The sequence below is a fragment of the Actinoplanes utahensis genome (assembly GCF_016862455.1).
GTDB lineage: Bacteria > Actinomycetota > Actinomycetes > Mycobacteriales > Micromonosporaceae > Actinoplanes > Actinoplanes utahensis.
Window position 1 is genome coordinate 118,256 of record NZ_BOMZ01000090.1, and the last position, 22,725, is coordinate 140,980.

Below are 22,725 nucleotides of genomic sequence, written 5' to 3' on the forward strand. Positions count from 1 at the left end.
CGTGTCGCGGCCCACAGGCGAGTTGACAGCTTCTAGGACGGTCGTCCTAGAATCCCCTCTTAGGGCAAGCGTCCTGAACGTGGGCTTGACGTGGAGGATCCCAGCAATGGCCCGGAGCACACCGACACGCGACCAGATCGTCGCGGCGGCCGACCGGCTGTTCTATGAGCACGGTTTCGAGCACACGTCGTTCACGGCGATCGCTGATGCGCTGGGGATCTCGCGGGGCAACTTCTACTACCACTTCCGGACCAAGGACGAGATCCTCACCGCGGTGATCGAGTCCCGGGTGGAGTCCACCCGAGGCATGTTGCGCCGATGGGAGACTGGGGCCGCCGATCCGGCGGAGCGGATCCGCCTGTTCATCCGGATCGTGCTGACCAACGGCGCGGAAATCCGTGACTTCGGCTGCCCGGTCGGCACGCTCACCGCCGAGCTCGCGAAACTGCGTCACCCGGCGCGGCCCGAGGCGACCGCGCTGTTCACCCTGTTCCGGCGGTGGCTCGCCGAGCAGTTCACCGCCCTCGGTCACGCGAGCACCGCCGACGAGAAGGCGTTGCACGTGCTGGCGTTCAGTCAAGGCGTCGCCACGCTGGCCAACGCCTTCGGCGACGAGGTTTTCGTACGCCGTGAGGTCGAGCGCCTGGAGGACTGGCTCGCCACCGAACTCCGGCCGGCAGAGAATTCCCCGCAGTGACCGACAGAGAGAGATGACCGATGTTCATCGTGTTGCTCCGGTTCGCCGAGAACCGGGCCGCCGCAGCGGATCACATGCCCGCGCATCAGCAATGGATCAAGCAGGGCCTCAACGATCAGGTGTTTGTTCTCGTCGGTGGCATCCAGCCCGGCCTCGGCGGGGCGGTGCTCGCGCACAACACCTCCCTCGAGCAATTGGAGCGGCGGGTCGCCGGGGATCCCTTCGTCGTCCACCGGGTGGTCGACGCCGAGATTCTCCAGATCGAGCCCGGCATGGCCGACCCGCGGCTCGGTTTCCTGATGCCGGCCCGGTGACCGACCCTGCCGCACCGGTGCGCACGGCGGTCGCCCACTGAGGACAGCCGTCGGCGTACCGCTGCGGGCCTGGTTTCAGGGTGATGGGATCTGGCCGCCGCGGCGGAGGGCCCGGCCGCTACCGTCGACACGCCCATCAGGACGACTGTGCCGCCCGGCATGGTGATCTGGTCCGATGACGTCCGTTCACGGTGAACTCAGCAATCGGACGCTGCCTCTCCCTGCTGATCGAGCGGCTCGCCGGTTCTTCTGTTGCGTCTCGCCCGGAGCAGCAGGGCCGTCGTGGCGGTCAGCGCGAACGCTGCGGCGATCCAGCCGGGGCCGATGGCGTCGAGGCGGGTCGAGAGGTGGCCGGGCAGTTCGGTGATCGTGTTCACGAGGGGATCGTCGGCGCTCTCGCCGGCGTTGACACGGAGTTCGTACCAGCCGTAGTAGACGACGTAGGCGCCGGCGAGCAGCAGCAGCGCGCCGCTGGCCCGGGAGACGTAGGGGAGCACCGCGCGGGTACGGCGTACCACGGTGTCCTGGGCCAGCGCGGCGAGCAGGGCGAGCAGGCCGACGACGAGACCCATGCCCACGCCGTACGCGAGGAAGGCACCCACCCCGGCGAGCACGTTTCCGCTGCCGGAGACCAGGCCGGTGACGGCCAGGAACGGGGCGATGGTGCAGGACAGCGATGCGACCGCGTACGAGGCGCCGTATCCGTACAGACCGAGCAGTGATCCGGTGGGGCCGCCGGCGGTGAGCCGGGGGACCGGCATCTGTAGTTCGCGTCCGGACAGCAGCCAGCCGCCGAGCAGGACCAGACCGGCGCCGATGACCACGGTGAGCCACGGCAGGTGCTGCTGGATCGGGGCGGTCACCACCCCGATCAGCACACCCGCGACGCCGAAGACGGTGACGAAGCCGGCGGTCATGGCGGCGGACAGCCGCAGCGCGCGCAGGACCCCGTCGGGGCCGGACACCAACAGCAGCAGGAACGACGGGAGCAGCGCGAAGCCGCACGGGTTGAACGCGGCGAGCAGGCCGGCGGCGAGCGCGAAGGTGAGATCGTCCATCTAAAGCAGGTGCTGTTCGATCAGCGTGGACAGTTCGTCCTCGTCGAGGGGCCCGGTCGCGGATTCGGTGCCGCCGTCCGGGGAGATGAACAGGTACGACGACTGGCTGGTGACCCGGAAGTGCTTGTAGAGGGCGCCGGTGGTGTCGTTGAGCTGCGGCAGCCCCGAGGTGCCGGTGCGGTCGACGAACTGTTTCATCTTCTCCGGGCTGGGGTCGAGGCCGGCGACGCCGACGACGGTGACGCGGTCGCGGTACTTCTCCGCGATCTTCGCGACGGCCGGGCCCTCGGCCTGGCACTTGGGGCACCAGGGCGCCCAGAACCAGAAGACCACCGGCTTGCCGGTCAGGCTCGCGCCGTCGAACGCGGCGCCCTCCAGGGTCGTACCGGTGAAGCGAAGTGTGGCGGGAGTCTGCTGAGCCGGTGTCGTGGCGGCGGAGGAGGAGCCCGCCGGTGCCGCGCTGCCGGTGCCGGCCGTGGCCGTCGCCGGTGGGGGAGCGGGGGTGTCCGCCGGTTCGGTCGCGCGTCCGCAAGCTGCCAGAGCCAATGCCAGCGTGACCACCGACAGGGTGAGTCTCTTCATGAGACCGACGGTAGATGGTCCGGGCGGCGCGGATTCTTACGAGTTGAGGAAGCCGGATCCCGACCGTGGTTGTCGTTAGCGCGCGGCCCCGGTGGACAGCGGATCAGCTTGACCTGACCGGCCGGTCTCGCCCGCTGCCGCGCGCTCTCAGTTGGTCTGCGGGACCAGCATGAATGCGTTGCCGTACATCCGTCGCTCATCCAGCCAGCACTCGCCGCGGCAACGCCAGCCGACGATCACGCTGCTGTCGTTGATCGACGTCGCACCACCGAGCGTGACGCCTGGCGGCAGGTTGTCGACCAAGGGCTGCGGTTCAGGCGTACCAGATGCAGGGCCTCGAACCCGTCGAACCGCTCCCGCAGTGCCCGCAGCATGGCGGGACGTTCTGCCGGCATCGCGTCCACGTCGCCGGGCTCCACGGTGAACCGGGCTCCATCGCCGTCATGGTCGACTCCTTCCATCACCGGACGATCCGGTGACAGCAGATGAGAGATCATCGGGCGGCCTACTGTGACATGCCGCGAAGGTGACCCCGCCCGGGTTGGTGCGGGTGCTGGGCGACTGCACCTTCACATGACCCTCGTCGTCCCGCTCGATCCGGCCCTTGAGCGGCTCGCTGCGAACCGGTATGCGGGGCCCGCCGCCTCGCGGTGAGGCTGAGACGCGGCCGTGGCCGGACGGATGGCGGTGGTCAGTCGTTGGGGGTCAGCAGGGTGGCGAGTTGCCGCATCAGGGCGGGGCGGGGCCGGTAGTAGACCCAGCTCGCTCGCCGCTCGGCGTCGACCAGGCCGGCTTCGCGCAGGGTCTTGAGGTGATGCGAGATGGTCGAGCTGGACACCTCGAACGCCGGCGTCAGATCGCAGACGCACACCTCGCCGTCGGGGGCGGACGCGATCATCGACATCAGCTGCAGCCGCACCGGGTCGCCGAGCGCCTTGAACGCCGCCGACAGGTTCACCGCGGTGCCGGCGTCGATGCGCTGCTGCGCCAGCGGCGGGCAGCACGGTGCCTGATCTTCGACGGCGGGGGTGGAGGCGAGGGCGGATGGTTTCGACATGAGTCGAGTTTGACAACTATCGAAGCGGCGTGCAACTCTTGGTTTCGATAACGATCGGATCCAGCATCCATCGAAACAGTGCTGTGTTCGTCACGGATGAGGAGAACAGCGATGAGCGCACCCGTACCCGCTCCCGGCCCTGCCCCTGTCGCGGCGCCCGCCGCCGACGGCTGTTGTGCCGGCTCCACAGCCACCCTCACCGCGCCGACGGCCGGGGACCCCAGCCCCTGTTGCGGCACCAGCGCCGAGGCCACCGCCGAGAGCGCCTGCTGCGGCAGCGCCGCCAAGACCACCGCGATCGCCGACGGCCAGGGCTGCTGCGGCTGACCACCTCCGAGCCGAGGCCCGGCCCCGGCCGGCTCTACCCGTCCACTCGTCGTCACGTCCGACAGGAGTCATCCGCGTGTCCAGCAACTTCCCCGAACTGCCCATCGCCGTGATCGGTGCCGGCCCGGTCGGTCTCGCCGCCGCCGCCCACCTGACCGAACGCGGCCTGCCCTTCGTGGTCCTGGAAGCCGGCGAGGGCCCGGCCGCCGCGGTCCGGCAGTGGGGCCACGTGCGGCTGTTCTCACCCTGGCGGTTCAACATCGATCCGGCCGCCGCCCGGCTGCTGACCGACGCCGGCTGGGTCCGCCCCGACGACGACAAACTACCCACCGGCGCCCAACTCGCCGCCGACTACCTGCAGCCCCTGGCGGACCTGCCCGCGATCAAGCCGCACATCCGCTACGGCGCCCGCGTGCAAGCGGTCACCCGGCTCGGCCTCGACCGGGTTCGCAGCCTCGGCCGCGAGCAGACCCCGTACCTGGTCCGGCTCGCCGACGGGGAGGACATCCTCGCCCAAGCAATCGTGGACGCCTCCGGCACGTGGGGCACCCCGAACGTGCTCGGTGCCTCCGGTATCCCCGCCCACGGCGAGACCACCGCGGCCACCTTCGTCGAGGCGGCGCTGCCGGACGTGCTCGGCCGTGACCGCGACCGGTTCGCCGGAAAACACGCCCTGGTCGTCGGCGCCGGGCACTCCGCCGCCAACACCCTGCTGGCCCTGGCCGAGCTTGCCGAGCAGGCACCGGGAACGGCGGTGACCTGGGCGATCCGGGCGACCAGCCCGGCGCGCACCTACGGCGGGGAGTCCGCCGACGCGCTGCCGGCCCGCGGCGCGCTCGGCTCCCGGCTTCGTGCACACGTCGAGAACGGCACCATCACCCTGATCACCGGCTTCTCCGTGCAGAGCGTCGTCGTCGACGGCGACCAGGTGAAGGTCTCCGACGGCGAGCAGTCGGTCACCGTGGACCGGATCGTGTCCGCGACCGGTTTCCGGCCCGACCACACGATCACCGGCGAGCTCCGCCTCGACCTCGACCCGATTCTCGGCTCCACCCGGGCCCTCGCCCCGCTGATCGACCCGAACGAGCACTCCTGCGGCACCGTCCCGCCGCACGGCATCGACGAACTCACCCACCCCGAACCCGGCTACTTCGCCATCGGCGTCAAGAGCTACGGCCGGGCGCCGACATTCCTGCTCGCCACCGGCTACGAGCAGGCCCGCTCCGTGGTCGCCGCCCTGGCCGGGGACTGGGACGCCGCCCGCGACGTGCAGCTCGATCTGCCCGAGACCGGCGTCTGCAACAGCAACCCGGTCGACGGTGACGACACCATCGCCGCCGGTGGCGGCTGCTGCGGCGCCCCGGCACCGGCTGCCGTCGCTGAGCCGGCCGGGCGGGGGCTCGCCACCGGGATCGCCGGCGGCCTGCTCACCGCCCCACTGAACCTGATCACCCTCGGCGACAAGCCCACCGAGGGCCAGACCGGATCCTGCTGCTGACACCCATGGGCGCCATGAACCCGCCGGCCACCAGTGGCCGGCGGGTGTTCCACGGCTGGTGGCTCGTCGCGACCTTCGCCGTGACCCAGACCATCGGGTACGGGACGCTCTACTACGCCTTCGCCGTCCTGCTGCACCCGATCGTCGCCGACCTGCACACCACACCCGCAGCGGTGACCGGCGCGCTGACCATCGCGATCCTCGTGCAGGCGGGTATGTCCGTACCGGTCGGACGCCTGCTCGACCGGCACGGCGGCCGGGCCCTGATGACCGCCGGCGCCGCCCTCGGCGCCGGCATGCTCGCCGCCTGGTCGTACGTGACGACGGTCGGGCAGCTGTACCTGGTCTTCGCCGGGCTCGGTGTGGCGATGGCGATGGCCCTGTACGAGCCGGCCACCGCCGTCCTCGTCCCCTGGTTCGACGCCGCCCGCCGGCCCCGAGCGATCCTCGGCATGATCGTGGTCGCCGGGTTCGCCAGCACCGTCTTCATGCCCCTCACCGGCTGGCTCACCGACCGGCACGGCTGGCGTACCACCCTGCTCATGCTCGCCGCCCTCTACGCCGCGACGGCCGTACCGCTGCATCTGCTGGTCGTGCAGCGCGCACCGGCACCCACCAGCACGGGCGGACGGGTCACGGACTCCCAGCGCCGCGACCGCAGGAGAGCCGCACTCCACGACCGCCGCTTCTGGTGGCTCGCCACCGCGTTCGTCGCCCACAGCGCCGCCATGGGCACCATGACCGTGCACCTCGTCGGCTTCCTGACCAGCCGCGGCCACCCGGCCACCTTCGCCGCCACCGTCGCCGGGCTCCTCGGTGTCCTGTCCGTCACCGGTCGGCTGCTGCTCACCGCCGCCGGGCGCCGGCTGCGCCTGCATCGGATCGTCGCCGCCATCTTCGCTGTGCAGGCCGCCGCCGCGTTCAGCCTGCCCACCGCCGCGAGCAGCCGCATCGGCGCGATCCTCGGCGTGACCGTGTTCGGGCTCGGTTTCGGCATCGCCAGCCTCGCCACCCCGCAACTCCTCGCGGACCGGTACGGCACCACCGCCTATGCCGGCATCGCAGGCACCCTCGCCGCCCTCGTCACCCTCGCCAAAGCCGCCGCCCCACTCGCCGCAGCGGCACTGCTCACCGCACCCGGCGGCTACCGGACCGTCCTGCTCGCCATCGGATCCGCCGGCCTCATCGCCGTCACCGGCATCCTCGCCCGCGCCGACTCGCCCCGTCCCGCGGAGACCGGGTACGCGTCGCTCACCGGCGCCCGGCGCCCCTGACACCCACCGAACGAGCACCGGTTCACCGCGCCCGAGCAGCCACGCGGCAGGAACGCACATCCCGCACATGACCAGGCCATAGGCGAGCAGAGTCAGCAACACCGTCGGCGACGCCGCAGCTGCGAAGAACAACCCGAGAGTCAGATTCCGCACCCCGGTCGTCATCGCCACCGCCCGCCACCGCCCCGGCGTACCCAGCCAGCCGATCGACAGGAGCGACTCGCAGCCACCAGCACCGCGACCACAGCGACACCGATTGCGGCGAAAAGGTCGGCGATGGTGTCTCGGCAGGCGGTGGCCGGCGCTCACCTGCTCGTGGTCGTCCCGCAGGATCAGGTACGCGAGTCGTTGGCCGAACGGCTGTCGGCGGCCGGTCATGCGGTCACCGCCGTGCCGACCGGCGCCGAGGCGATGGCACGGATACGCCTGTGAAGGGTCTGGTCATCCGGTGACGTTCTCGTCAGCGGACGGTTGGGGGCCGGCTGGCGGCTCACCGCCACGTGGCCCGGCGGGGGAGCCGGGAATGGCCTTTACGGGCGCATGGTGGCGCTGGTCGGCGGTGAACCGGGCCCACCGCTCCCGCAAGCGATCCAGGACGCCATCGCCGCGCAACAACGCAATGCCGAGCACGGCGGCCGCGGCACCGACCCCGGCCATCGCCACCCCGAACAGCACGCCGACGTCGTGCAGCCACGCCACCCCGAGCACGGCGAACGCGGCACCTCCCACGATCATCGCCATCCCGACCAGCACGCCACTGGCGCGCAGCCAGGCCACCCCGAGCACGGCGAGCGCGGTACCGAACACGATCCCCGCCACCCCGCTCAGCACGTCACCGTCGTGCAGCCATCCCACCCCGAGAACGGCGAGCGCGGCACCGATCCCGCCCAACGCCACCCCGAACAACACGTCACTGCCGCGCAGCACCGCCATCCCGAACACGGCGAGCGTGGCACCGGCACCGCCCAACGCCACCCCGCCCAGCACGTCACCGCCGCGCAGCACCGCCATGCCGAACACGGCGACCGCGGCACCGACCCCGATCGTCGCCGCCCCGAGCAGCACGCCACGGCTGTCGCGCAGCACCGCCACCCCGGCCACGGCGAGCGCGGAACCGGCCCCGATCCCCGCCACCCCGAGCAGCACGGCACCGGCCCGCAACCAGCCCACCGCGACCACAGCGCCCGCGACACCGACCCCGACCATCGTCGCGCCGGCAAGGAGCAGCCCGGCGGTGGGCAGGTCGGTGGCGAGCAGGACCGTGACGACCAGCAGGCCGGTGACGGCGAGGGTGAACCAGACGGCCCAACGGCCGGGCAGCACCGCGGCGGTCAGGGCGCAGCCGGCGGCAAGGACCCACAGCAGGGTGCGGGCGGTGTGCTGCAGGGCGGAGCCGGGATAGCGGTGCAGCCAGGCGGCGACGCCGAACACGGCGGCGAGCCCGAGGATCGCTGTGAGGGCGCGATAGCCGTAGTCGTCGCTGAGCAGGTTGATGGTGACACCCAGGGCGACGACGCCGAGCAGGAAGCCGGCGATCTGCCCGCGCCAGTCCAGACGTTGCCGTTGCCGGCCGGGCCGGGAGCCATTCTCGGGGGTGTCCACCAGTCCAGAGTGGCGGGTGCGGCCGAGCCGGGGAAGCCACCGTGTGGTGCCGTCATAAGGCCCCGTCATGGAGGCATCACCTGGCCCGGGTCCGGCCCGGTGGGCTCCGGCGCCTTCGCATCCCGTGCCGGATGCGAAGGGCTTCACCTCACAGGGGAAGCGGGCATTGCGGCGACAGCTTCTCACGCGCCTGACCGATCCATTCTGCGTCCGCGACCCCCGCGCCAACCAGGCGGGCACGTTGCAGAACGCTGGCGCGCGGCAGAAACTCAGCTAGCCGGCCGCCATTCGCCGCATCCCCTGACATGACAGTGAAGGCGAAGTCGCTACTGCGGATCGTGACCTCGACGCGAGGCGCTGAGACGACGAAGGGCGTCCGGGTAGCCGGACGCTGTTCGACCAGGCCGTGGTGGCGACCGGTCACAATGACGACGTGATATTGATCTTCGGCGAAGCTCCGCGCTCGTGACCACGTCCAGCCGACTCGTACTCGCCACGGCCGTCGCCACCCTGATCGCTACGTCCGGTTGTTCACTCGGAAGGGACGATGTGCAGTTGCGGCCACAGGACGACGTCAAGCAGCAGGTGCAGCAGTACGCGGAGGCTACGCGTGCCGCGGCCGGATCCGACACGTTCCCGCAGGCCAACACCAACGTCTCCGCATGCGAAGGCGCGGCCGGTGAACTGTCGGACCCCGACAGCGTCTACTACATCCAGGGCATCTACCAGGCATCCGTGCCCGCCGACCAGCAGTTGGAAGCGCTGCGCAAGACCCGGCAAGCGTGGGAGGACACCGGCTACACCATCACCGAGGACCGAACCTTCCCCGACGGGCAGCGCGGCCAGGTCGCCGCGAAGAGCGGCGACGGGTTCTCCTTCAGCCTCAGTAGCGGGGACGCGCCGGCGATGCTGCTGCTCATCGGTTCCCCGTGCTACCGCACTCCCGGTAGCTGAGAAAGCCCGCGTTCTGGCTCAGGGGCCCGTCGGTCTGCCGATCGGTACGGTCGGCGGGACGCACCGGCCGGCGTGGGCACAGGCCACAAGGACGCGGTCCGGGACGTTTCCGGCAGTCGTTGACAGCAGCGTCCTCTGTGAGCCCGGCCCGTTCCGCCGCGATCGTCTCCAGAACGTCGGCCCAGCGCGGTCCAGTGGCCACATGGCGCCGCACACCGTAGGCCCCCTGCGGCAGCCGCGCAGGCGGCGGCCGGGGAGACAGATCTGGAGCTCAAGGCGGCTCGCGCGATCGGCCGGGCCGTCCACGAGCGTGACGGAGGCCCGATCTTGCGGAACACCCGCAGCGGCCGGATGGACCGGCACGCGGCGACCCACCGACGCAAACACCTATGGCCAAGGCTGCCGAGGTGCGCGTACCCGGATCGTGGTGGCGTGGTCGGCGGTGACCGGCTAAGTAAGAACCGCAACTATCTACTCTCCGTAGTGTTATTGATGCGGAGGGCAATCAGGTTCTCCGGCATCCGTCTCGGGGGACAACCATGAACAGCGCTAGATCCCGGCATCCCTCTCGCCTGCTCGGTGCAGGGCTGGCCCTGGCAGCGATACTGGCTGCCTACGCGCCACCGGTCACCGCCTCGCCTGCCCGCGCGGTCGTCGACGCTGCACCTGAGGGGGTCCTGCAGCGAGATGTCGACCTGATCCACGCCATCGGCACCACCGGCGTCCTCGCCGAGGCCGTCGACGGCACCACCGTCACCCGCGCCCGAGCCGGCGCGGCCCGGATGGACACGGCATCCCCGGTGGACTGGAACTCCCACTTCCGCATCGGCAGCACCACCAAGACGTTCGTCGCGACCGTTGTTCTGCAGTTGGCCGGCGAGAACCGGCTGGCCCTCACCGACACGGTCGAGAAGTGGCTGCCCGGGCTGGTACAGGGCCGAGGCAACAACGGCGCCGACATCACCCTGCGAAACCTTCTACAACACACCTCCGGCGTGTACGACTACACCGAGGACGAGGCGTTCTTCAGCTCGCTGATGACACCGGAAGCCTTCGCCCAGCACCGGTTCGACACGTACACCCCGAAGCGGCTCGTGGCCGTCGCCATGAGCCATGCGCCCAACTTCGCCCCGGGAGCACGTTGGGAATACTCCAACACCAACTTCATCCTGGCCGGTCTGGTCATCGAAGCGGTCACCGGCGAACCGTGGGCCGCCCAGGTCCGCAAGCGGATCATCACCCCGCTCGGGCTGACCGGCACCACCGAGCCCGGCACCGACCCGGCCATGCCGGCACCGGCGCCGAACGGCTACCAGTTGTACGGCACCGACGGCGTCTACACCGACACCACCCAGCACAACATGACGTGGGGCGGCGCCGCGGGCTCGCTGATCTCCACGCCGCATGACATCAACACGTTCCTGCGCGCCCTCATGACCGGCAAACTGCTCAACTCGACACAACTGACCGCCATGACAACCACCGTGCCGATGGGCAAAACCTACGAGACCATCTGGCCAGGCGCCGCGTACGGCCTCGGCATCTTCCGCACCGACCTGCCCTGCGGCGGCGTCTACTGGCACCACGGCGGCGACGTGATCGGCTACTCCGACACCAACGGCGTCACCCCCGACGGCCGACGCAGCGCCATGGTCGCCTCATCCACCAACACGTTCACCGACCCCGTCTTCGCCGACAAGGCGATCGCCAGCAACAACCAACTCGTCTGGCACGCCCTGTGCGGCACCGACACCGGCACGGTCGCCCCTGCCGGCTCCCACCCACGTACACCCACCGGCCCCAGCCGCCGACACACCACACCCACGACGTCACCGTGACACCGCCGCGAACGCCGGCCATGCACCTTCAGCCCCAGACATTCGCAGTACCCGCACGGACCGGCCCGGCACGAACGGGACTGCAAGCGCTTGGATCCGCTTCACCCATTCCGCCGTACGCCGGGCCCCGGTAGGCGCGCGCCACGCAGGCCCGGCCGGTGAGGGCTCCCTTCAGTGGCGCGCTGTACCGCTGCCGTCACGCACAGCGTGGCCGTAGCGGCGCAGGGCTTGCGCCGTGGCGGCACGAACGGCCGGGTGTGGATCGTCGAGTCCGGCACGCAGGCGGGGAAGGTCTTCGGTCCGCCCGCGGCTGCCGAGAGCGAGCAGGGCTTTGGCTCGTACGTGTGGGCTGGGGTCGGATACCGCTACGGCGAGCCGGCGCGTCACCCTGTCGGTGTCCCGTCGCGGCAGGGTGGGATCGGGTGGTCCCATCCGGGCCAACGCGGCGGCCGCGCCGGACCGGATGCGCTCGCTGCGATGGGTGAGTTGACGGGCCAGAGCTGGTGCCGCATGCCGTGCGCCCAGTTCGCCGAGCAGCCATGCGAGGTGGTGGTGTACCGGCTCGCGTGCCTTTCTGAGTTCGGCCTCGATGCGGCCGGTCATGCCGTCGGTGAGCGGGGTGATGACCGATAGGGCGTGGGCGGCAAGGCGCCGGTGCACCGGGTCGGGGGTGTGTCGCAGCAGCTGGAACACGGCCGGCGCGGCCCGCGGATCGGGCCGGCCGGTCAGTGCCCGGAGCACCTGCCGCTGGCCGGGGCCGGTGGCGAGCACGGTCGCCATTGCCGCGATGACGCGGGGATCGCGGCTGCGACACCGGGCCAGGGCGACAGCGGCCTGACGGCGTACCCGCCGGTCCGGGTCACGGGCGGCGATCAGTACCGCGTCGAGAGCGACGTCCGGGTCGAGCCGGGTGATGGCGCGTATCGCGGCAAGCCGGTCCAGTGGATCGTCGCTGGTGGTGACCACGGTGGCGAGGGCGCCGACCGCTTCCCGGGCCCCGATCCGGGTGAGGGCTTTTGCGCAGCTGTCCACCCGGGACGCCGGCTGTGCTTGCAGCAGGCGCAGCAGCCCGGGCACCGCTTCCGGTACCCGCAGCCGGCCCAGTACCCGCAGGGCCTCGATGTGGTCCTGGCGCAGCAGCGCCGCGATGGCTCGCGGGCCGCCGATCCGGCCGAGAGCCTCAGCGGCCGCCCTCCGCACATCGAGACGGGACTCCTGTTCCATCACCAGGACGAGAGCGTCCACGGCGGCGGGATCACCGATGTTACCGAGCGCGTAGGCGGCCACGCTGCGCAGCCGGGCGACACGCCAGAAGTCCGTGCCCGCCCGGCCGGCCTCCGATGCGTGATCGGTGACGACGGTGATCAGGTCGGGCACGGCTTCGCGGATCCGTCCACGACCGAGAACCACAGCCGCCGCGGCTGCCACCTCGGCATCGGCGCCGAGAGCGCGTCGCAGCATGGCGACGTGCTCGATCTCGACCGATGCCTTGTGGAGCAGGCGCAACGCGAAGTCACGTACGACCGGCACGCGGTCTTCGGCCAGCTGCAGCAGCACCGGAGTGAACGACGCGTCCGGCTTGACGTCGTCGTAGTGGTATCGGGTGCTTCCGGTGAAGATCTCGGCCAGGGCTCCCTTCAGCACGCCTGCGCCGTACCACGACGTCGTCCGCTCCTCGGCTGACTGCCGCAACAACCCTGCCAGGTGCGGTACGGCCGTCGCCAGCCGAAGCCTGCCCGCGGCGGCGACGCTGTACCACCAGTCGAAGGAGTCGACCGGGACGGACAGTCGGCGCAGCACGTCGGCCGGGCCGAGGCAGCGGGCGGGGTCGGTCAGGTCGAGCTCCACCAGTACCCGCAGCCGATCGAGCTGCCAGCCGGCCGCGAGGTCGGCGACTTCGGCCCGGTAGACGATCTCCAGACCGGCCTCACGAATCTGCCGGGCGTGCTCGCCGACGGGCTTGTCACGGTCGTGGACGAGTATGTCCACCAGATCCAGGACCCGGCGTGGCACACCGAGGTTGCGCAGCGAGCTGCGGCGCCGCTTCATGGTGAGCCAGATGCCACCGTGCAACAGCGCCACCATCCGCAGCTCGTCACTGCCGCCGGCCTCAGCCACGCGGGCCTCGACCCGCAGGGCGTGTTCCACGTACGGCTCGCATACCCGCGACCGCCACTCACGCGTGGCATCCAGGTCCACGACCAGGCGCCGGACCCCATCGAGATCGAGAGTCATACCAGGCAGCATGCCAAGCCGAATGGCGACCATCGACCCGTCATCCGCACCACGGGGCCGGCGATCTGCCCGGTCTGCGGCCGGCGCATGGACGCGCATGGGGTGCACGGACGCCCCGTGCCCGCCGCGGCGGTGAGCCTGTTCCATTCCGAGGCCGTCAGTGGCCTGCGCGGTCCTTCTTCGCCGGCCTCCAGACCGAGATCGGCACCCGCGGGCTCTGGTCGGACTTGCTTCAGAGGTGACGCGCCTGGTTCGTGACGACGGTCAGGAAAGCGGTGAGCGCGGGCGCGGCGGGCCCGTCGCGGCGGATGAGGACAAGCCGACGTCCGATCTCCTGCTCGGCGACGTCGTGGACCGCCAGGGTCGGATCCGCTGTGACGGGCAGGGTCAGTGCGGGCAGGAGCGCGACTGCACCGGTGGCGCGGACCAGTTCGAGTTGGACGTCCGCGTCGCTGGATCGGTGTCGTACGTCGGGTTCGTAGCCGCCGATGGAGCGGCAGCTTCCGACGAGCATGTCGTGATGACCGGTGCCCAGGTCCGAGGCTACCCAGACTTCGTCTCGCAGTTGAGACAGGGCGATCCGCTCGCCGGTTCTGGCCAGGCGATGACCGGCCGGTAGTACGAGCTTCAAGGGCTCCTGGTGCAGCAACGTGAACTGCAGACCCGCCGGCCGCGGGCGTGGATGACCGTCGTACTCGTCACTGATCACCAGGTCGATCGACCCGAGGCGCAATGCCGGCAGGGTCTGTTCGAGTTCGAGTTCGCTGAGCTCGGTACGGACCCGGGGGTGCTCGACCATCATGCGAGCCACCGCGGGAACCAGCAGTCGTCGAGTCGCTGACTGCAAGCCGCCGGCGCGTACGGTGCCGCGGACCTCGCCGGTGAGCGCGGCGAGGTCCGCCGTTGCGGCCTCGGCTGCTGCCAGCAGGACGCCGGCGTGCTGCGCGAGCAGGCGTCCGGCGTCGGTCAGCCGTACCCCGCGGCCGGCCTTCTCCAACAGCCGCGCGCCGACCTCCTTCTCCAGGACGATCAACTGTTGCGATACCGATGAGGGGCTGTAGCCCAAGGCCGAGGCCACCGCGCCGAGAGTGCCCCGCTCCTGCAACTCGCGGAGCAGGCGCAGCCGTCGCAGATCAAGCGTGACCATACGGAAATCCTATCCAATGACCTCCAGAAACCATCGCTAGACCTGAAGTGTCCCGGCCCTGATGCTGAGGGACATGGGACCCGCACTGTGCCTGTCGTCAGCCGCCTGCTTCGGCGCCATGGCGATCTTCGGAAAGCTCGCCTATGCCGCCGGCGTTCCGTCCGGCACGCTCCTGCTGGTGCGCTTCGGCCTTGCTGCCGCGCTGCTCGCGCTGCTACTGATGCTGCGGCCGGGTCTGCGCCGCGACCCGATGAGTCCCGGCCCGACGACAGGCGCGGTAGGCACGACACCGATGCTGCTGGTGACGGCCCTGGCCCTGGGTGCGGTCGGCTATGCCCTGCAGGCGAGTCTGTACTTCTCCGCCTTGGAGTTCATGGACGCGTCGATACTGTCGCTGGTCTTCTACGCCTATCCACTACTCGTCACCCTGACGGCCGTGCTCCTCGGCCGCGACCGGCTCACCCCCGGACGCTGCGTGGCATCGGTCGCCGCCTCCGGGGGAACATCGCTGGTGCTGCTGGGCACCGGTGGGATGGATCTCCATCCGTTCGGCGCGGTCCTGGCGATCGGCGCCGCGGTCACCTACACCGGCTACATCCTCATCGCCGACTCCGTCGTACGCCGGCTGCCACCGGTGAAGCTGGCCGCGCTGGTGATGGCCGGGGCCGCGTTCACCATGGCCGTACGTTCGCTGGTGACCGGCGGAGCCGACCTCGGTTTCGGCTGGCGGGGATGGTTCTGGCTGGTGTGCATCGCGGCAGTGTCCACCGTCCTGGCCATGCTGACGTTCTTCGCCGGACTGCGACGCACCGGCCCGTCCACCGCCGCCATCCTGTCGACCTTCGAACCCGTCGTCACCGCGTCCCTGGCGGCACTGACACTCGGCGAAGTCCTCACTCCGCTGCAGGTAGCCGGCGGTCTTCTCGTCGTGGCGTCGGTGGCAGCCCTGCAACTGCGCGGCGGCACCCGAGTGCCGCCGCGACGCAACGCCGGCCGAACCACCGCGGGTGACCCGCAACAGCGGGTCACGGTCAAGTAGATCCGGCCCCGCCCCGGCTCTCTCCGCGCTTCGGCATGCTACGGGGAACTACGTCGTGGTGATCATGGCGCGAATGAGGTCGGCCGTGCTACCGCACCGTCCCCGAGTCCGGATCGTCCTCTGCCAGGCGGAGCAGGCCGTCCAGTGCCTCGTCCAGGGTCGGGGCGAGCAACTCGGGCAGGAAGCCGACGAGGTCCAAGGTGAAGCGGACCACCCCGTCGGCCGGGGCCACCACCCGTACCCGCGCCTGCCTGTTGTGGAAGACGGCCACCACCCGGTCGAGGAAGCTCAGCCCGGCGCTGTCGAGGTAGGTCACCGCCGTCAGGTCGACCACCACTCCGGCGGCCGCCCGTGTGGTGGTGAGTACCTCGATTTCCATCTGGCCGGCGTTGACGTGATCGACGTCGCCGTGGAGCCGTACGACAGCACAGCCTCGTTCGGTCAGCAGGGTGACCTGGTTGGCGACCGTCACCGTCCCGCCTCCCGAAAAGTGCGGCGCATCAGCACCGTTGTGCCCTCGCCCCGATCCACGATGAGGTCGTCCATCAGCCGTCCTATCAAGGCCATTCCCCGTCCCCGGTCCCTGGTTGCCTGCGGCGCTCGCCACCGGCCGGCATCATGGACCCGCAGCTCCACGGTGTTTCCGTCAATCGTCGCGCTGACCCGAACGAGCTGGGCCGGATCCCGCTGATATCCGTGCTCGATGGCGTTGGCCACCGCCTCGGAACATGCCAGCACGACGCGGTACCGTTCCCGTTCAGCCACCGTGTAGCTCGCCAGCCACCGGTCGAGCTCAGTACGCAGCGGGCGTAGCGTCCCGATGTCGGCCGGAATCTCCGCGTCGAATCGTGGCGCCCCGTCGAAGGCGAGCGCCAGCAGACACATGTCGTCGTGGCCGCCGTCGCCCGCCAGCATCGCGTCACTGATCTGTTCGGTCAGCGACACCAGCGGCGTGTCCCAGCGGTCGGCCAACGCCTCCAGACGGCTCAGCCCTTCGTCGATGCGCTCGCCCCGGCGCTCGACGAGACCGTCGGTGTACAGGAGCAGCCGTGAACCGACGGGCATGCTGAGCTCCGCCTCACGCCGCCGTCGGCTGCCGGCCCGGGTGCCCAGCGGACCGGAACGCCCCTCCCACAGGTAGCTCGGCCCGGTATCGCGGGACAGCAGCAGCGGCGGGGGGTGCCCCGCGCAGGCGTACCGCAGCCGGCCGGTGTCGAGCGTCAACTCCGCGTATGCCAGCGTGGCCATCTGGCCGGCCTCGAGGGTGGCGACGAAGTCGTCCATGTGCTGTAGCACGGTGGCGGGACTGCGCTCCGCCTGGGCGAGGGCGCGCACGGCGCTGCGGAGCTGTCCCATCGCGCTGGCCGCCCGTACACCGCGCCCCACCACATCGCCGACGACGACACCGACGCTGCCCCTGGCGGTGACGAAGGTGTCGTACCAGTCGCCGCCGACCTCGAGGGTCTCGATTGCCGGGCGGTAGACGGCCGTCACGTGGAAGCGGCTGTCGATCGGCCGTTCGCCGGCCAGCAGGCTGCGCTGCAGCGTCAGTGCCACCTCACGGTCCCGCTCGGCGAGACGGGCGTTGTCCAGGGCGAGGCCGGCTCGATCGGCGAGATCGAGCAGGAACTCCGCGTCGATGCGCTCCGGCATCAGGGCCTGGCCGGCGAGCAGCAGAGTGCCGACCACCTCGCCGCGTGCCCGGAGCGGCAACCCGACCGCCGGGCGGCCGTCCGGCGCCGCGAGTGGCACCGGCCGGGCCTCACCTGAGGTCTGCACCTGTCGGATCGTCTCGTGCACCAGATCGGTCAGCGGCCACGGCCCCGCCGGGCCGATGCTGCCCACCGGATCAGGGGCGGCAGGTGGGACGGCGCCGGCCAGCCATCCCGCCCGGTCGTCGTGGACCAGGTCGATCTGGGCGTATTCCGCCAGTTCTGGTACCACCAGCGACACCAGTCGGCGGGCACGGTCGGCGGGCGCAACGGGTTCGTCGAGGTCGCGGCCGAGGCGGGCGAGGAACGCCGATTGCCAGGCTCGCCGGGTGGTCTCCTCGTACAGCCGCGCCCGTTCCATCGCCTGACCGGCCTGCCGCCCCAGGGTCCGCATCAGTTCGATCTCGTCGTCGTCGAAGGGCCGGGCGGTGGCGAAGCCGAACGAGACGACGCCGAGCACTTGATCGTCGGCGGCCAGCGGGGTCGACACCTGGTCGGCGACCTCGCCCTGCCGGGGCCCGACCAGCTCTGCGTTGCGGGCCGCGCGGGCCTGCGGAGCCGGACTGTCCAGGGCGATGGACGCGGCGTCGTCGTGGCCGGCGCTCGCATCCGTCAACACCGAGCCGTCGATGTCCAGTAGCCAGACAGTAGTGGTGGCGGCCCCGAACGCCGCCGTGCCGGCCTCGATGATCGGATCGACCAGTTCAGTGGCCCGCTCGATGGCCGCGCACCGGAGGACCATCTCCTGCAAGGCGCGCAGCCGCACCGTGGTGCGTTCGGCGCGCCGGCGTTCGGCGAGCAGCTCCCGCTCGTAGGCGCGCCGGTCGGTGGCGTCGAAGACCGTCATCCGCAGCACCGTCGAACCGGTTGCCGGATCGCCGCGCAGAGTCGCATTGACCAACGTGTCCAGCAGGGTGCCGTCGGCGCGGCGGAACTCCATGGCGAGCCCGCGGACCTCGCCCTGCATATGCAGCAGCGGACGTAGATGGGTCTCGTAGAAGATGCGGCTGCCGACGCCGTAGAGGTCCTGGACGCGGCGGCTGAGCAGATCCTCGCGACGGTGACCGGTCCAGTCGAGGAACGTCTGGTTCACCCTGAACAGCGCCCCGTCGGGGAGAATCGACAGATAGCCGCACGGGGCGTTCTCGTAGAGCTCTTCGGCGCTCTCGGTCAACGGGCCGATGTGCTCAGCCGGTGGGTCTGCGCTCACAGGCGTTCCAGGAACGCCCGGATAGCCTTGATGGTCTCCTCCGGCGCGCTCAGGTTGGGGCAGTGCCCGGTGGCCTCCAGGCGGACGAAGGTGCTGTGCGGAAGCTGCCGGTGGACGTACTCACCGACCTCGTACGGCGCGATCACGTCCTCGCTGCACTGCAGGACCAGACTCGGCACCGCGACCTTGGCCAGGTCCGCACGGTTGTCGGACAGGAACGTGACACGCGCGAAGTCCGCAGCGATCGCCGGATCGGTGCGGCAGAAACTGTTGGTCAGCTCGGCACCGAGCTGCGGGCGGTCGGGGTTGCCCATGATGACCGGTGCCATCGCGGCCGACCAGCCGAGATAGTTGCTGTCCAGCGACTCCAGCAGCTCGGTGATGTCGGCCTGGCTGAAGCCGCCCCGGTAGCCTTCGTCGTCGATGTACCGAGGCGACGGCCCGATCAACACCAGCCCTGAGAAGCGGTCAGGTTCGGCCACCGCGGCGAGCACACCGATCATCGCGCTGACCGAGTGGCCCACGAAGACGACATCGGACGCCTCCAGCGCAGCCAGAATCTCCACGACGTCGTCGGCGTAGCCCGACAGTGACCCGTACCGCTGCGGGTCGTAGGCCGTCAGGTCGGAGCCGCCCGCTCCGACGTGATCGAAGAGCACCACCCGGTGGTCCGCCGCGAGGTCCGGCGCGACGAATCGCCACATGTTCTGATCACAGCCGAAGCCATGAGCCAGGACGATGGTGCGACCGTCAGCAGGGCCGGTCACCCGGACGTTGCTCCTGGTCAGTGTGTTCACGAGCGGTGACCCTACCTTCCCGCCTCGCCGGCGGGCAGTCGCCCTACGCTGCAGGTTCCCCCGCACATCCTCATCCGGGCATTCCCGTTCGATCCCCCGGTGCCACGCGGCCTCGCCCTCAGCACCCATCCCGAACCTCCGCGGGCACAGCTGAGGCACGGCTCGCCCGCAGCCGCGTATCCGGCACCTGCCTCCCAGCGCATCCAACTCTCCACGCGTCACGACCAAGCCGTCGACCGTCATGCGAGCCGCCTGACGGGTCGACGACGGTGTTCGAGGGGCCTCCCTGGGCGACCGATACGAAGGTCAGGAGGCCGGTTCCTGGCACCACGCGAGCTTCTTCACAGCTCGGAGGGCCACTCCACCGCCGTCGTCCGGGTCGAGAGTGACTTCGTCCGCGAGAGACATGATCAGGCGTAGACCGCGGCCGCCCTCTGCTGTAGCCGGTGCTTCGCCTCGGTCGATCCAGATGGAGGGGTCGACAACCGGCCCGGTGTTGATCACCTCGATGACACATTCGTCGTGGGATACGCAGACCGAGATTTCATACGCTTGGCTTCCTGCAGCGTGTTGGACAACGTTCGCGCACGCTTCTGTCAAGATCAGCGCGAGTTCGCCACGGCAGTCTTCTGCTACGCGCAGCGTTCCCAATGCCTGATCCAGGAGCCGCCGCGCCATGGTGACGGTGCCGGCATCCCGCGGCAGGTGCAGCGTCAGGCGAAGTGACACCGACACATCGGACCTCCTCATGGCTCCGCACTTCAGGCCGCCCTCGACCTGTGCGCCGTTCGGCGTGGTAGCGCCTGCCGTAATCGGTGCCCGAGCCGAGGGGAACAAAACGTCCGCAATGTCAAGTCAGACTGCCCTCATCCGCTGGAACCGTGCCGGGCAGCGCCTTGACCCGATCCCCGGGCATCTCAGGTGCTGCTCACGGACCGGCCACGCAAGGTGGGGAGTTCGACGACGAAGGTGGTGCCGGGGCCTTCGTGGTCGGCCAGGACGATGGTGCCGTGGTGGCATTCGATGATGGTGCGGGCGATGACCAGGCCGAGGCCGGTTCCCGGGATGCGCCGTTCGAGCGCGGACGAGGCGCGGTAGAAGCGGCGGGGTCGTTCGGCGGCGGGGATGCCGATACCGTTGTCGGTGACGGTCCAGATGATCTTCTGGCCGGTGTCGTCAGTCGTTGCGGAGACGGTGACGGTGCCGCCTGCGGGTGTGTACTTGACGGCGTTCGACAGTAGGTTGTCGGCGACCTGGCGCAGCCGGTGCGGGTCGGCGTGCAGTTCGAGGTGCTCAGGCAGCCGTACGGTGACGGTGAGATTCTTGTCGTCGGTCGGTGTGCCCTGTAGGGCCTGGCGGATGATGGTGCACAGGTCGGTGCCGGCGGGGTTGATGGCCAGGTGCCCTGACTCCAGCCGGGCCAGGTCGAGCAGGTCTTCGGCCATGACGGTCAGGCGCTCGGCGTTGCGGGTGATCGTTCGTAGGTAGTGCAGTTGCTCGTCTCGGGTCAGGTCGTCGAGTTCGTCTTCGAGCAGGGCGGCGGTGCCGGTGATCGCTGACAGTGGATTGCGGATTTCATGGGTGACCATGGAGAGGAACTCGTCCTTGGTGCGGGCCAGTTCGATGGCGAGTTCTTCGGCTCGGCGCCGTTCCACGTACTGGCCGATCTGGGCGGCGAGGCCGCTGAGCAGGCCGAGAAGGGTGTCTTCGGGATCTTCGACGCGGTCGCCGTAGACGCACAGCGCGCCGAGGATGTGCCGGCTGGTGCAGAGCGGGACGCCGACGGCCACCCGTAGCCCGATGCGGGCGGCGGCGCGGCTGCGCGGGGAGCCTGGGTCGGTGCTCAGGTCGGGGATCCAGTGTGCGGTGCCGCTGGTGCAGACCCGGCCGGGCAGGGCGGCGCCGGGTTCCAGGGTGTTGACAGCGAAGTCCCGGAGCCGTCGGCCGGGTTGGGTGTGGCGGGCGGCGCAGGTCAGTAGTTGCCGGTCGTGGTCGATGAGCCATAGCTCGGTCACCGGCCAGCACATCTTGACGCCGAGGGCCTCCACGACGCGGGCTGCGGCGATGGTGCTGGATTCGGCTTCGGCGAGGCCGCGGGCGGCGGCAGGATTCCAGGCCACTACACGCCCGGTGGCGTCGAAGGCCAGATAAGCCTCCAATGCGGCGGCGAGAACGGCGGGAGGGTCGGACCGCCTCGGGTCACCGCTCCGGTCGGCTTCTGCTGCCATCGTTTCTCCCGGTGGAATACGGCTCTTCGCCGGCGGCATCCGGTCCGGGGGATTCGAGCAGTGCTGTCACGGTCAGGCTAATGGAGGTGCCCGGTGAACGTCCGGCAGTCCGGGGTCTCCGTAACCGGGCGAGCTGCCAAGCGGCATGCAGCCGAACGGCGCGTTGTCGCGGTGCAACCACTCTTCAGCCTGGTTTAGATGACCGATCGGGTGGTTTTCGATGGCGACCAGTCGGGGATCTATCGCTACGACGGGGCCGTGGCTGATTGCGCTGAACAGCTACCGGACCTGACGAAGTGGTCGACCAGAGGAGCACCTGAATGACTGTCATCGCTGACACCGCTGTCCGTGCGGATGCCGAGACGAGCACCGACCGGGCCAGCGAGTTGATCGTGGCGATGGCCGCACTGCCGGCCGGGCACCCCTCCCGGGCCGGCCTGCGGGACCGGGCGATCGAGGCGTGGCTGCCGCTGGCCCGGCACCTGGCGAACCGCTACGCGAACCGCGGTGAGCCGCGCGACGACCTCCACCAGGTCGCCGTCGTCGGCCTGATCAAAGCCGTAGACCGGTTCGAGGCCGACCGCGGTGTCGACTTCGCCGGATTCGCGATCCCCACCATCGTCGGCGAGCTCAAACGGCATTTCCGGGACAAGACCTGGTCGGTGCGGGTGCCGCGGCGCCTGCAGGAGTTGCGTCTGGCGATCGCCGGCGCGAACAACACGCTCAGCCACACCCTCGGTCGTGCACCGACCGTTGCTGACATCGCCGCGCACCTGCAGGTCAGTGAGGACGAGGTCATCGAAGGCCTCGAAGGTGCCCGCGCGTACAACTCCACGAGTCTGTCCACGCCGATCAGTGAAGGCGGTACCGAGCTGGGGGAGACCTTGGGCGGCGAGGACACCGGCTTCGCCGAGGCGGAGACGCGGATCGCGCTCGGTCCGGCGCTGGCCACGCTCGACGAGCGGGAGCAGAAGATCGTCAGTCTGCGCTTCTACGGCAACCTCACCCAGCAGCAGATCGCTGAGCAGATCGGCATCTCCCAGATGCACGTGTCCCGGCTGCTGGCGAAGGCCCTTGCCAAGCTGCGCGGCCAGCTCGACACCATCGACGCCTGACGACGAACCGATCGCCGGTCGCGTCGTGATCCGCTCAATCG

22 protein-coding genes are annotated in these 22,725 nt (G+C 70.2%); 10 read left to right on the plus strand and 12 right to left on the minus strand.

All coding sequences use genetic code 11. The features are described from left to right. The first annotated feature begins 106 nt into the window (after positions 1 to 106). Both Aut01nite_RS32520 and Aut01nite_RS32525 read left to right on the plus strand, forming a co-directional pair. The gene (locus tag Aut01nite_RS32520) at positions 107 to 697 is read left to right on the plus strand and encodes a TetR/AcrR family transcriptional regulator (RefSeq protein WP_043524469.1); all 591 of its coding nucleotides are present in this window, start codon (positions 107 to 109) and stop codon (positions 695 to 697) included. Positions 698 to 717: 20 nt separating this feature from the next. Beyond that, entirely contained in the window at positions 718 to 1,011 is a 294-nt protein-coding gene (locus tag Aut01nite_RS32525; protein ID WP_043524467.1) for a YciI family protein, read from the plus strand. Between the two features lie 197 nt (positions 1,012 to 1,208). On the opposite strand, the gene Aut01nite_RS32530 is transcribed toward Aut01nite_RS32525, so the two are convergent. The 4 genes from Aut01nite_RS32530 to Aut01nite_RS32545 form a co-directional block, all read right to left on the minus strand. Then, positions 1,209 to 2,069, minus strand: a complete 861-nt coding sequence (locus Aut01nite_RS32530; protein ID WP_043524466.1) for a cytochrome c biogenesis CcdA family protein — start codon at positions 2,067 to 2,069, stop codon at positions 1,209 to 1,211. After that, on the minus strand, positions 2,070 to 2,651 hold the full coding sequence (locus Aut01nite_RS32535; RefSeq protein ID WP_043524465.1) for a redoxin domain-containing protein: 582 nt from the start codon (positions 2,649 to 2,651) through the stop codon (positions 2,070 to 2,072). 147 nt (positions 2,652 to 2,798) lie between these two features. After that, positions 2,799 to 2,954, minus strand: a complete 156-nt coding sequence (locus Aut01nite_RS32540; RefSeq protein WP_161790618.1) for a hypothetical protein — start codon at positions 2,952 to 2,954, stop codon at positions 2,799 to 2,801. Positions 2,955 to 3,342: 388 nt separating this feature from the next. Beyond that, complete coding sequence (locus Aut01nite_RS32545; protein ID WP_043524464.1) at positions 3,343 to 3,708, minus strand: ArsR/SmtB family transcription factor; 366 nt, start codon at positions 3,706 to 3,708, stop codon at positions 3,343 to 3,345. Positions 3,709 to 3,819: 111 nt separating this feature from the next. Here Aut01nite_RS32545 and Aut01nite_RS32550 point away from each other — a divergent pair, with 111 nt between their 5' ends. From Aut01nite_RS32550 to Aut01nite_RS32565, 4 genes are all read left to right on the plus strand, one after another. Beyond that, positions 3,820 to 4,035 (plus strand): hypothetical protein, encoded by a 216-nt coding sequence (locus Aut01nite_RS32550; protein ID WP_083998820.1) that lies wholly within the window; start codon positions 3,820 to 3,822, stop codon positions 4,033 to 4,035. A gap of 76 nt (positions 4,036 to 4,111) precedes the next feature. Further along, a complete protein-coding gene (locus tag Aut01nite_RS32555) occupies positions 4,112 to 5,533 on the plus strand; it encodes an NAD(P)-binding domain-containing protein (RefSeq protein ID WP_204037750.1) in 1,422 nt (473 codons plus the stop codon). A 5-nt stretch (positions 5,534 to 5,538) separates the two neighbouring features. Then, positions 5,539 to 6,807 carry an MFS transporter gene (locus Aut01nite_RS32560; RefSeq protein ID WP_052163579.1) on the plus strand — a complete coding sequence of 423 codons (1,269 nt, stop codon included), beginning with the start codon at positions 5,539 to 5,541 and terminating at the stop codon, positions 6,805 to 6,807. A 276-nt stretch (positions 6,808 to 7,083) separates the two neighbouring features. Beyond that, positions 7,084 to 7,239, plus strand: a complete 156-nt coding sequence (locus tag Aut01nite_RS32565; protein ID WP_161790617.1) for a response regulator transcription factor — start codon at positions 7,084 to 7,086, stop codon at positions 7,237 to 7,239. Between the two features lie 9 nt (positions 7,240 to 7,248). Here Aut01nite_RS32565 and Aut01nite_RS32570 read toward each other — a convergent pair whose 3' ends face one another. Beyond that, a complete protein-coding gene (locus Aut01nite_RS32570; protein WP_043524463.1) occupies positions 7,249 to 8,409 on the minus strand; it encodes a hypothetical protein in 1,161 nt (386 codons plus the stop codon). Positions 8,410 to 8,964: 555 nt separating this feature from the next. Between Aut01nite_RS32570 and Aut01nite_RS32575 the strand changes: the two genes are divergently transcribed. Then, positions 8,965 to 9,363 (plus strand): hypothetical protein, encoded by a 399-nt coding sequence (locus tag Aut01nite_RS32575; RefSeq protein ID WP_152628647.1) that lies wholly within the window; start codon positions 8,965 to 8,967, stop codon positions 9,361 to 9,363. A 539-nt stretch (positions 9,364 to 9,902) separates the two neighbouring features. Then, the gene (locus Aut01nite_RS32580; protein WP_052163577.1) at positions 9,903 to 11,201 is read left to right on the plus strand and encodes a serine hydrolase domain-containing protein; all 1,299 of its coding nucleotides are present in this window, start codon (positions 9,903 to 9,905) and stop codon (positions 11,199 to 11,201) included. Between the two features lie 171 nt (positions 11,202 to 11,372). Here Aut01nite_RS32580 and Aut01nite_RS32585 read toward each other — a convergent pair whose 3' ends face one another. Together Aut01nite_RS32585 and Aut01nite_RS32590 are read right to left on the minus strand one after the other, a co-directional pair. Continuing rightward, a complete protein-coding gene (locus Aut01nite_RS32585; RefSeq protein ID WP_043524461.1) occupies positions 11,373 to 13,436 on the minus strand; it encodes a HEAT repeat domain-containing protein in 2,064 nt (687 codons plus the stop codon). Positions 13,437 to 13,668: 232 nt separating this feature from the next. After that, on the minus strand, positions 13,669 to 14,583 hold the full coding sequence (locus tag Aut01nite_RS32590) for a LysR family transcriptional regulator (protein ID WP_043524460.1): 915 nt from the start codon (positions 14,581 to 14,583) through the stop codon (positions 13,669 to 13,671). Positions 14,584 to 14,656: 73 nt separating this feature from the next. Between Aut01nite_RS32590 and Aut01nite_RS32595 the strand changes: the two genes are divergently transcribed. After that, a complete protein-coding gene (locus Aut01nite_RS32595) occupies positions 14,657 to 15,622 on the plus strand; it encodes a DMT family transporter (RefSeq protein ID WP_052163576.1) in 966 nt (321 codons plus the stop codon). An 88-nt stretch (positions 15,623 to 15,710) separates the two neighbouring features. Here the strand turns inward: Aut01nite_RS32595 and Aut01nite_RS32600 are convergent, their stop codons facing one another. The 5 genes from Aut01nite_RS32600 to Aut01nite_RS32620 all read right to left on the minus strand — a co-directional run bounded on the left by Aut01nite_RS32600 (position 15,711) and on the right by Aut01nite_RS32620 (position 21,569). After that, positions 15,711 to 16,094, minus strand: a complete 384-nt coding sequence (locus tag Aut01nite_RS32600) for an STAS domain-containing protein (RefSeq protein ID WP_052163574.1) — start codon at positions 16,092 to 16,094, stop codon at positions 15,711 to 15,713. Then, complete coding sequence (locus Aut01nite_RS32605) at positions 16,091 to 18,544, minus strand: SpoIIE family protein phosphatase (RefSeq protein ID WP_083998816.1); 2,454 nt, start codon at positions 18,542 to 18,544, stop codon at positions 16,091 to 16,093. The genes Aut01nite_RS32600 and Aut01nite_RS32605 overlap by 4 nt, the downstream gene beginning before the upstream one ends. Then, complete coding sequence (locus tag Aut01nite_RS32610) at positions 18,541 to 19,341, minus strand: alpha/beta fold hydrolase (protein ID WP_043524458.1); 801 nt, start codon at positions 19,339 to 19,341, stop codon at positions 18,541 to 18,543. Before Aut01nite_RS32610 ends, Aut01nite_RS32605 begins: the two co-directional genes overlap by 4 nt. A 306-nt stretch (positions 19,342 to 19,647) precedes the next feature. Continuing rightward, on the minus strand, positions 19,648 to 20,070 hold the full coding sequence (locus Aut01nite_RS32615; RefSeq protein ID WP_043524560.1) for an ATP-binding protein: 423 nt from the start codon (positions 20,068 to 20,070) through the stop codon (positions 19,648 to 19,650). A 188-nt stretch (positions 20,071 to 20,258) separates the two neighbouring features. Continuing rightward, entirely contained in the window at positions 20,259 to 21,569 is a 1,311-nt protein-coding gene (locus tag Aut01nite_RS32620) for a GAF domain-containing sensor histidine kinase (protein ID WP_161790616.1), read from the minus strand. A 320-nt stretch (positions 21,570 to 21,889) separates the two neighbouring features. On the opposite strand from Aut01nite_RS32620, the gene Aut01nite_RS32625 reads away from it, so the two are divergent. Then, complete coding sequence (locus tag Aut01nite_RS32625) at positions 21,890 to 22,684, plus strand: RNA polymerase sigma factor SigF (RefSeq protein ID WP_043524456.1); 795 nt, start codon at positions 21,890 to 21,892, stop codon at positions 22,682 to 22,684. The last annotated feature ends 41 nt before the right edge of the window (positions 22,685 to 22,725 follow it).

Coding starts and splice junctions, on each gene's coding strand:
- Aut01nite_RS32520 (WP_043524469.1), top strand. CDS start 107: ATGGCCCGGAGCACACCGACACGCGACCAGATCGTCGCGGCGGCCGAC.
- Aut01nite_RS32525 (WP_043524467.1), top strand. CDS start 718: ATGTTCATCGTGTTGCTCCGGTTCGCCGAGAACCGGGCCGCCGCAGCG.
- Aut01nite_RS32530 (WP_043524466.1), bottom strand. CDS start 2,069: ATGGACGATCTCACCTTCGCGCTCGCCGCCGGCCTGCTCGCCGCGTTC.
- Aut01nite_RS32535 (WP_043524465.1), bottom strand. CDS start 2,651: ATGAAGAGACTCACCCTGTCGGTGGTCACGCTGGCATTGGCTCTGGCA.
- Aut01nite_RS32545 (WP_043524464.1), bottom strand. CDS start 3,708: ATGTCGAAACCATCCGCCCTCGCCTCCACCCCCGCCGTCGAAGATCAG.
- Aut01nite_RS32550 (WP_083998820.1), top strand. CDS start 3,820: ATGAGCGCACCCGTACCCGCTCCCGGCCCTGCCCCTGTCGCGGCGCCC.
- Aut01nite_RS32560 (WP_052163579.1), top strand. CDS start 5,539: ATGGGCGCCATGAACCCGCCGGCCACCAGTGGCCGGCGGGTGTTCCAC.
- Aut01nite_RS32565 (WP_161790617.1), top strand. CDS start 7,084: ATGGTGTCTCGGCAGGCGGTGGCCGGCGCTCACCTGCTCGTGGTCGTC.
- Aut01nite_RS32580 (WP_052163577.1), top strand. CDS start 9,903: ATGAACAGCGCTAGATCCCGGCATCCCTCTCGCCTGCTCGGTGCAGGG.
- Aut01nite_RS32585 (WP_043524461.1), bottom strand. CDS start 13,436: ATGACTCTCGATCTCGATGGGGTCCGGCGCCTGGTCGTGGACCTGGAT.
- Aut01nite_RS32590 (WP_043524460.1), bottom strand. CDS start 14,583: ATGGTCACGCTTGATCTGCGACGGCTGCGCCTGCTCCGCGAGTTGCAG.
- Aut01nite_RS32595 (WP_052163576.1), top strand. CDS start 14,657: ATGGGACCCGCACTGTGCCTGTCGTCAGCCGCCTGCTTCGGCGCCATG.
- Aut01nite_RS32620 (WP_161790616.1), bottom strand. CDS start 21,569: ATGGCAGCAGAAGCCGACCGGAGCGGTGACCCGAGGCGGTCCGACCCT.
- Aut01nite_RS32625 (WP_043524456.1), top strand. CDS start 21,890: ATGACTGTCATCGCTGACACCGCTGTCCGTGCGGATGCCGAGACGAGC.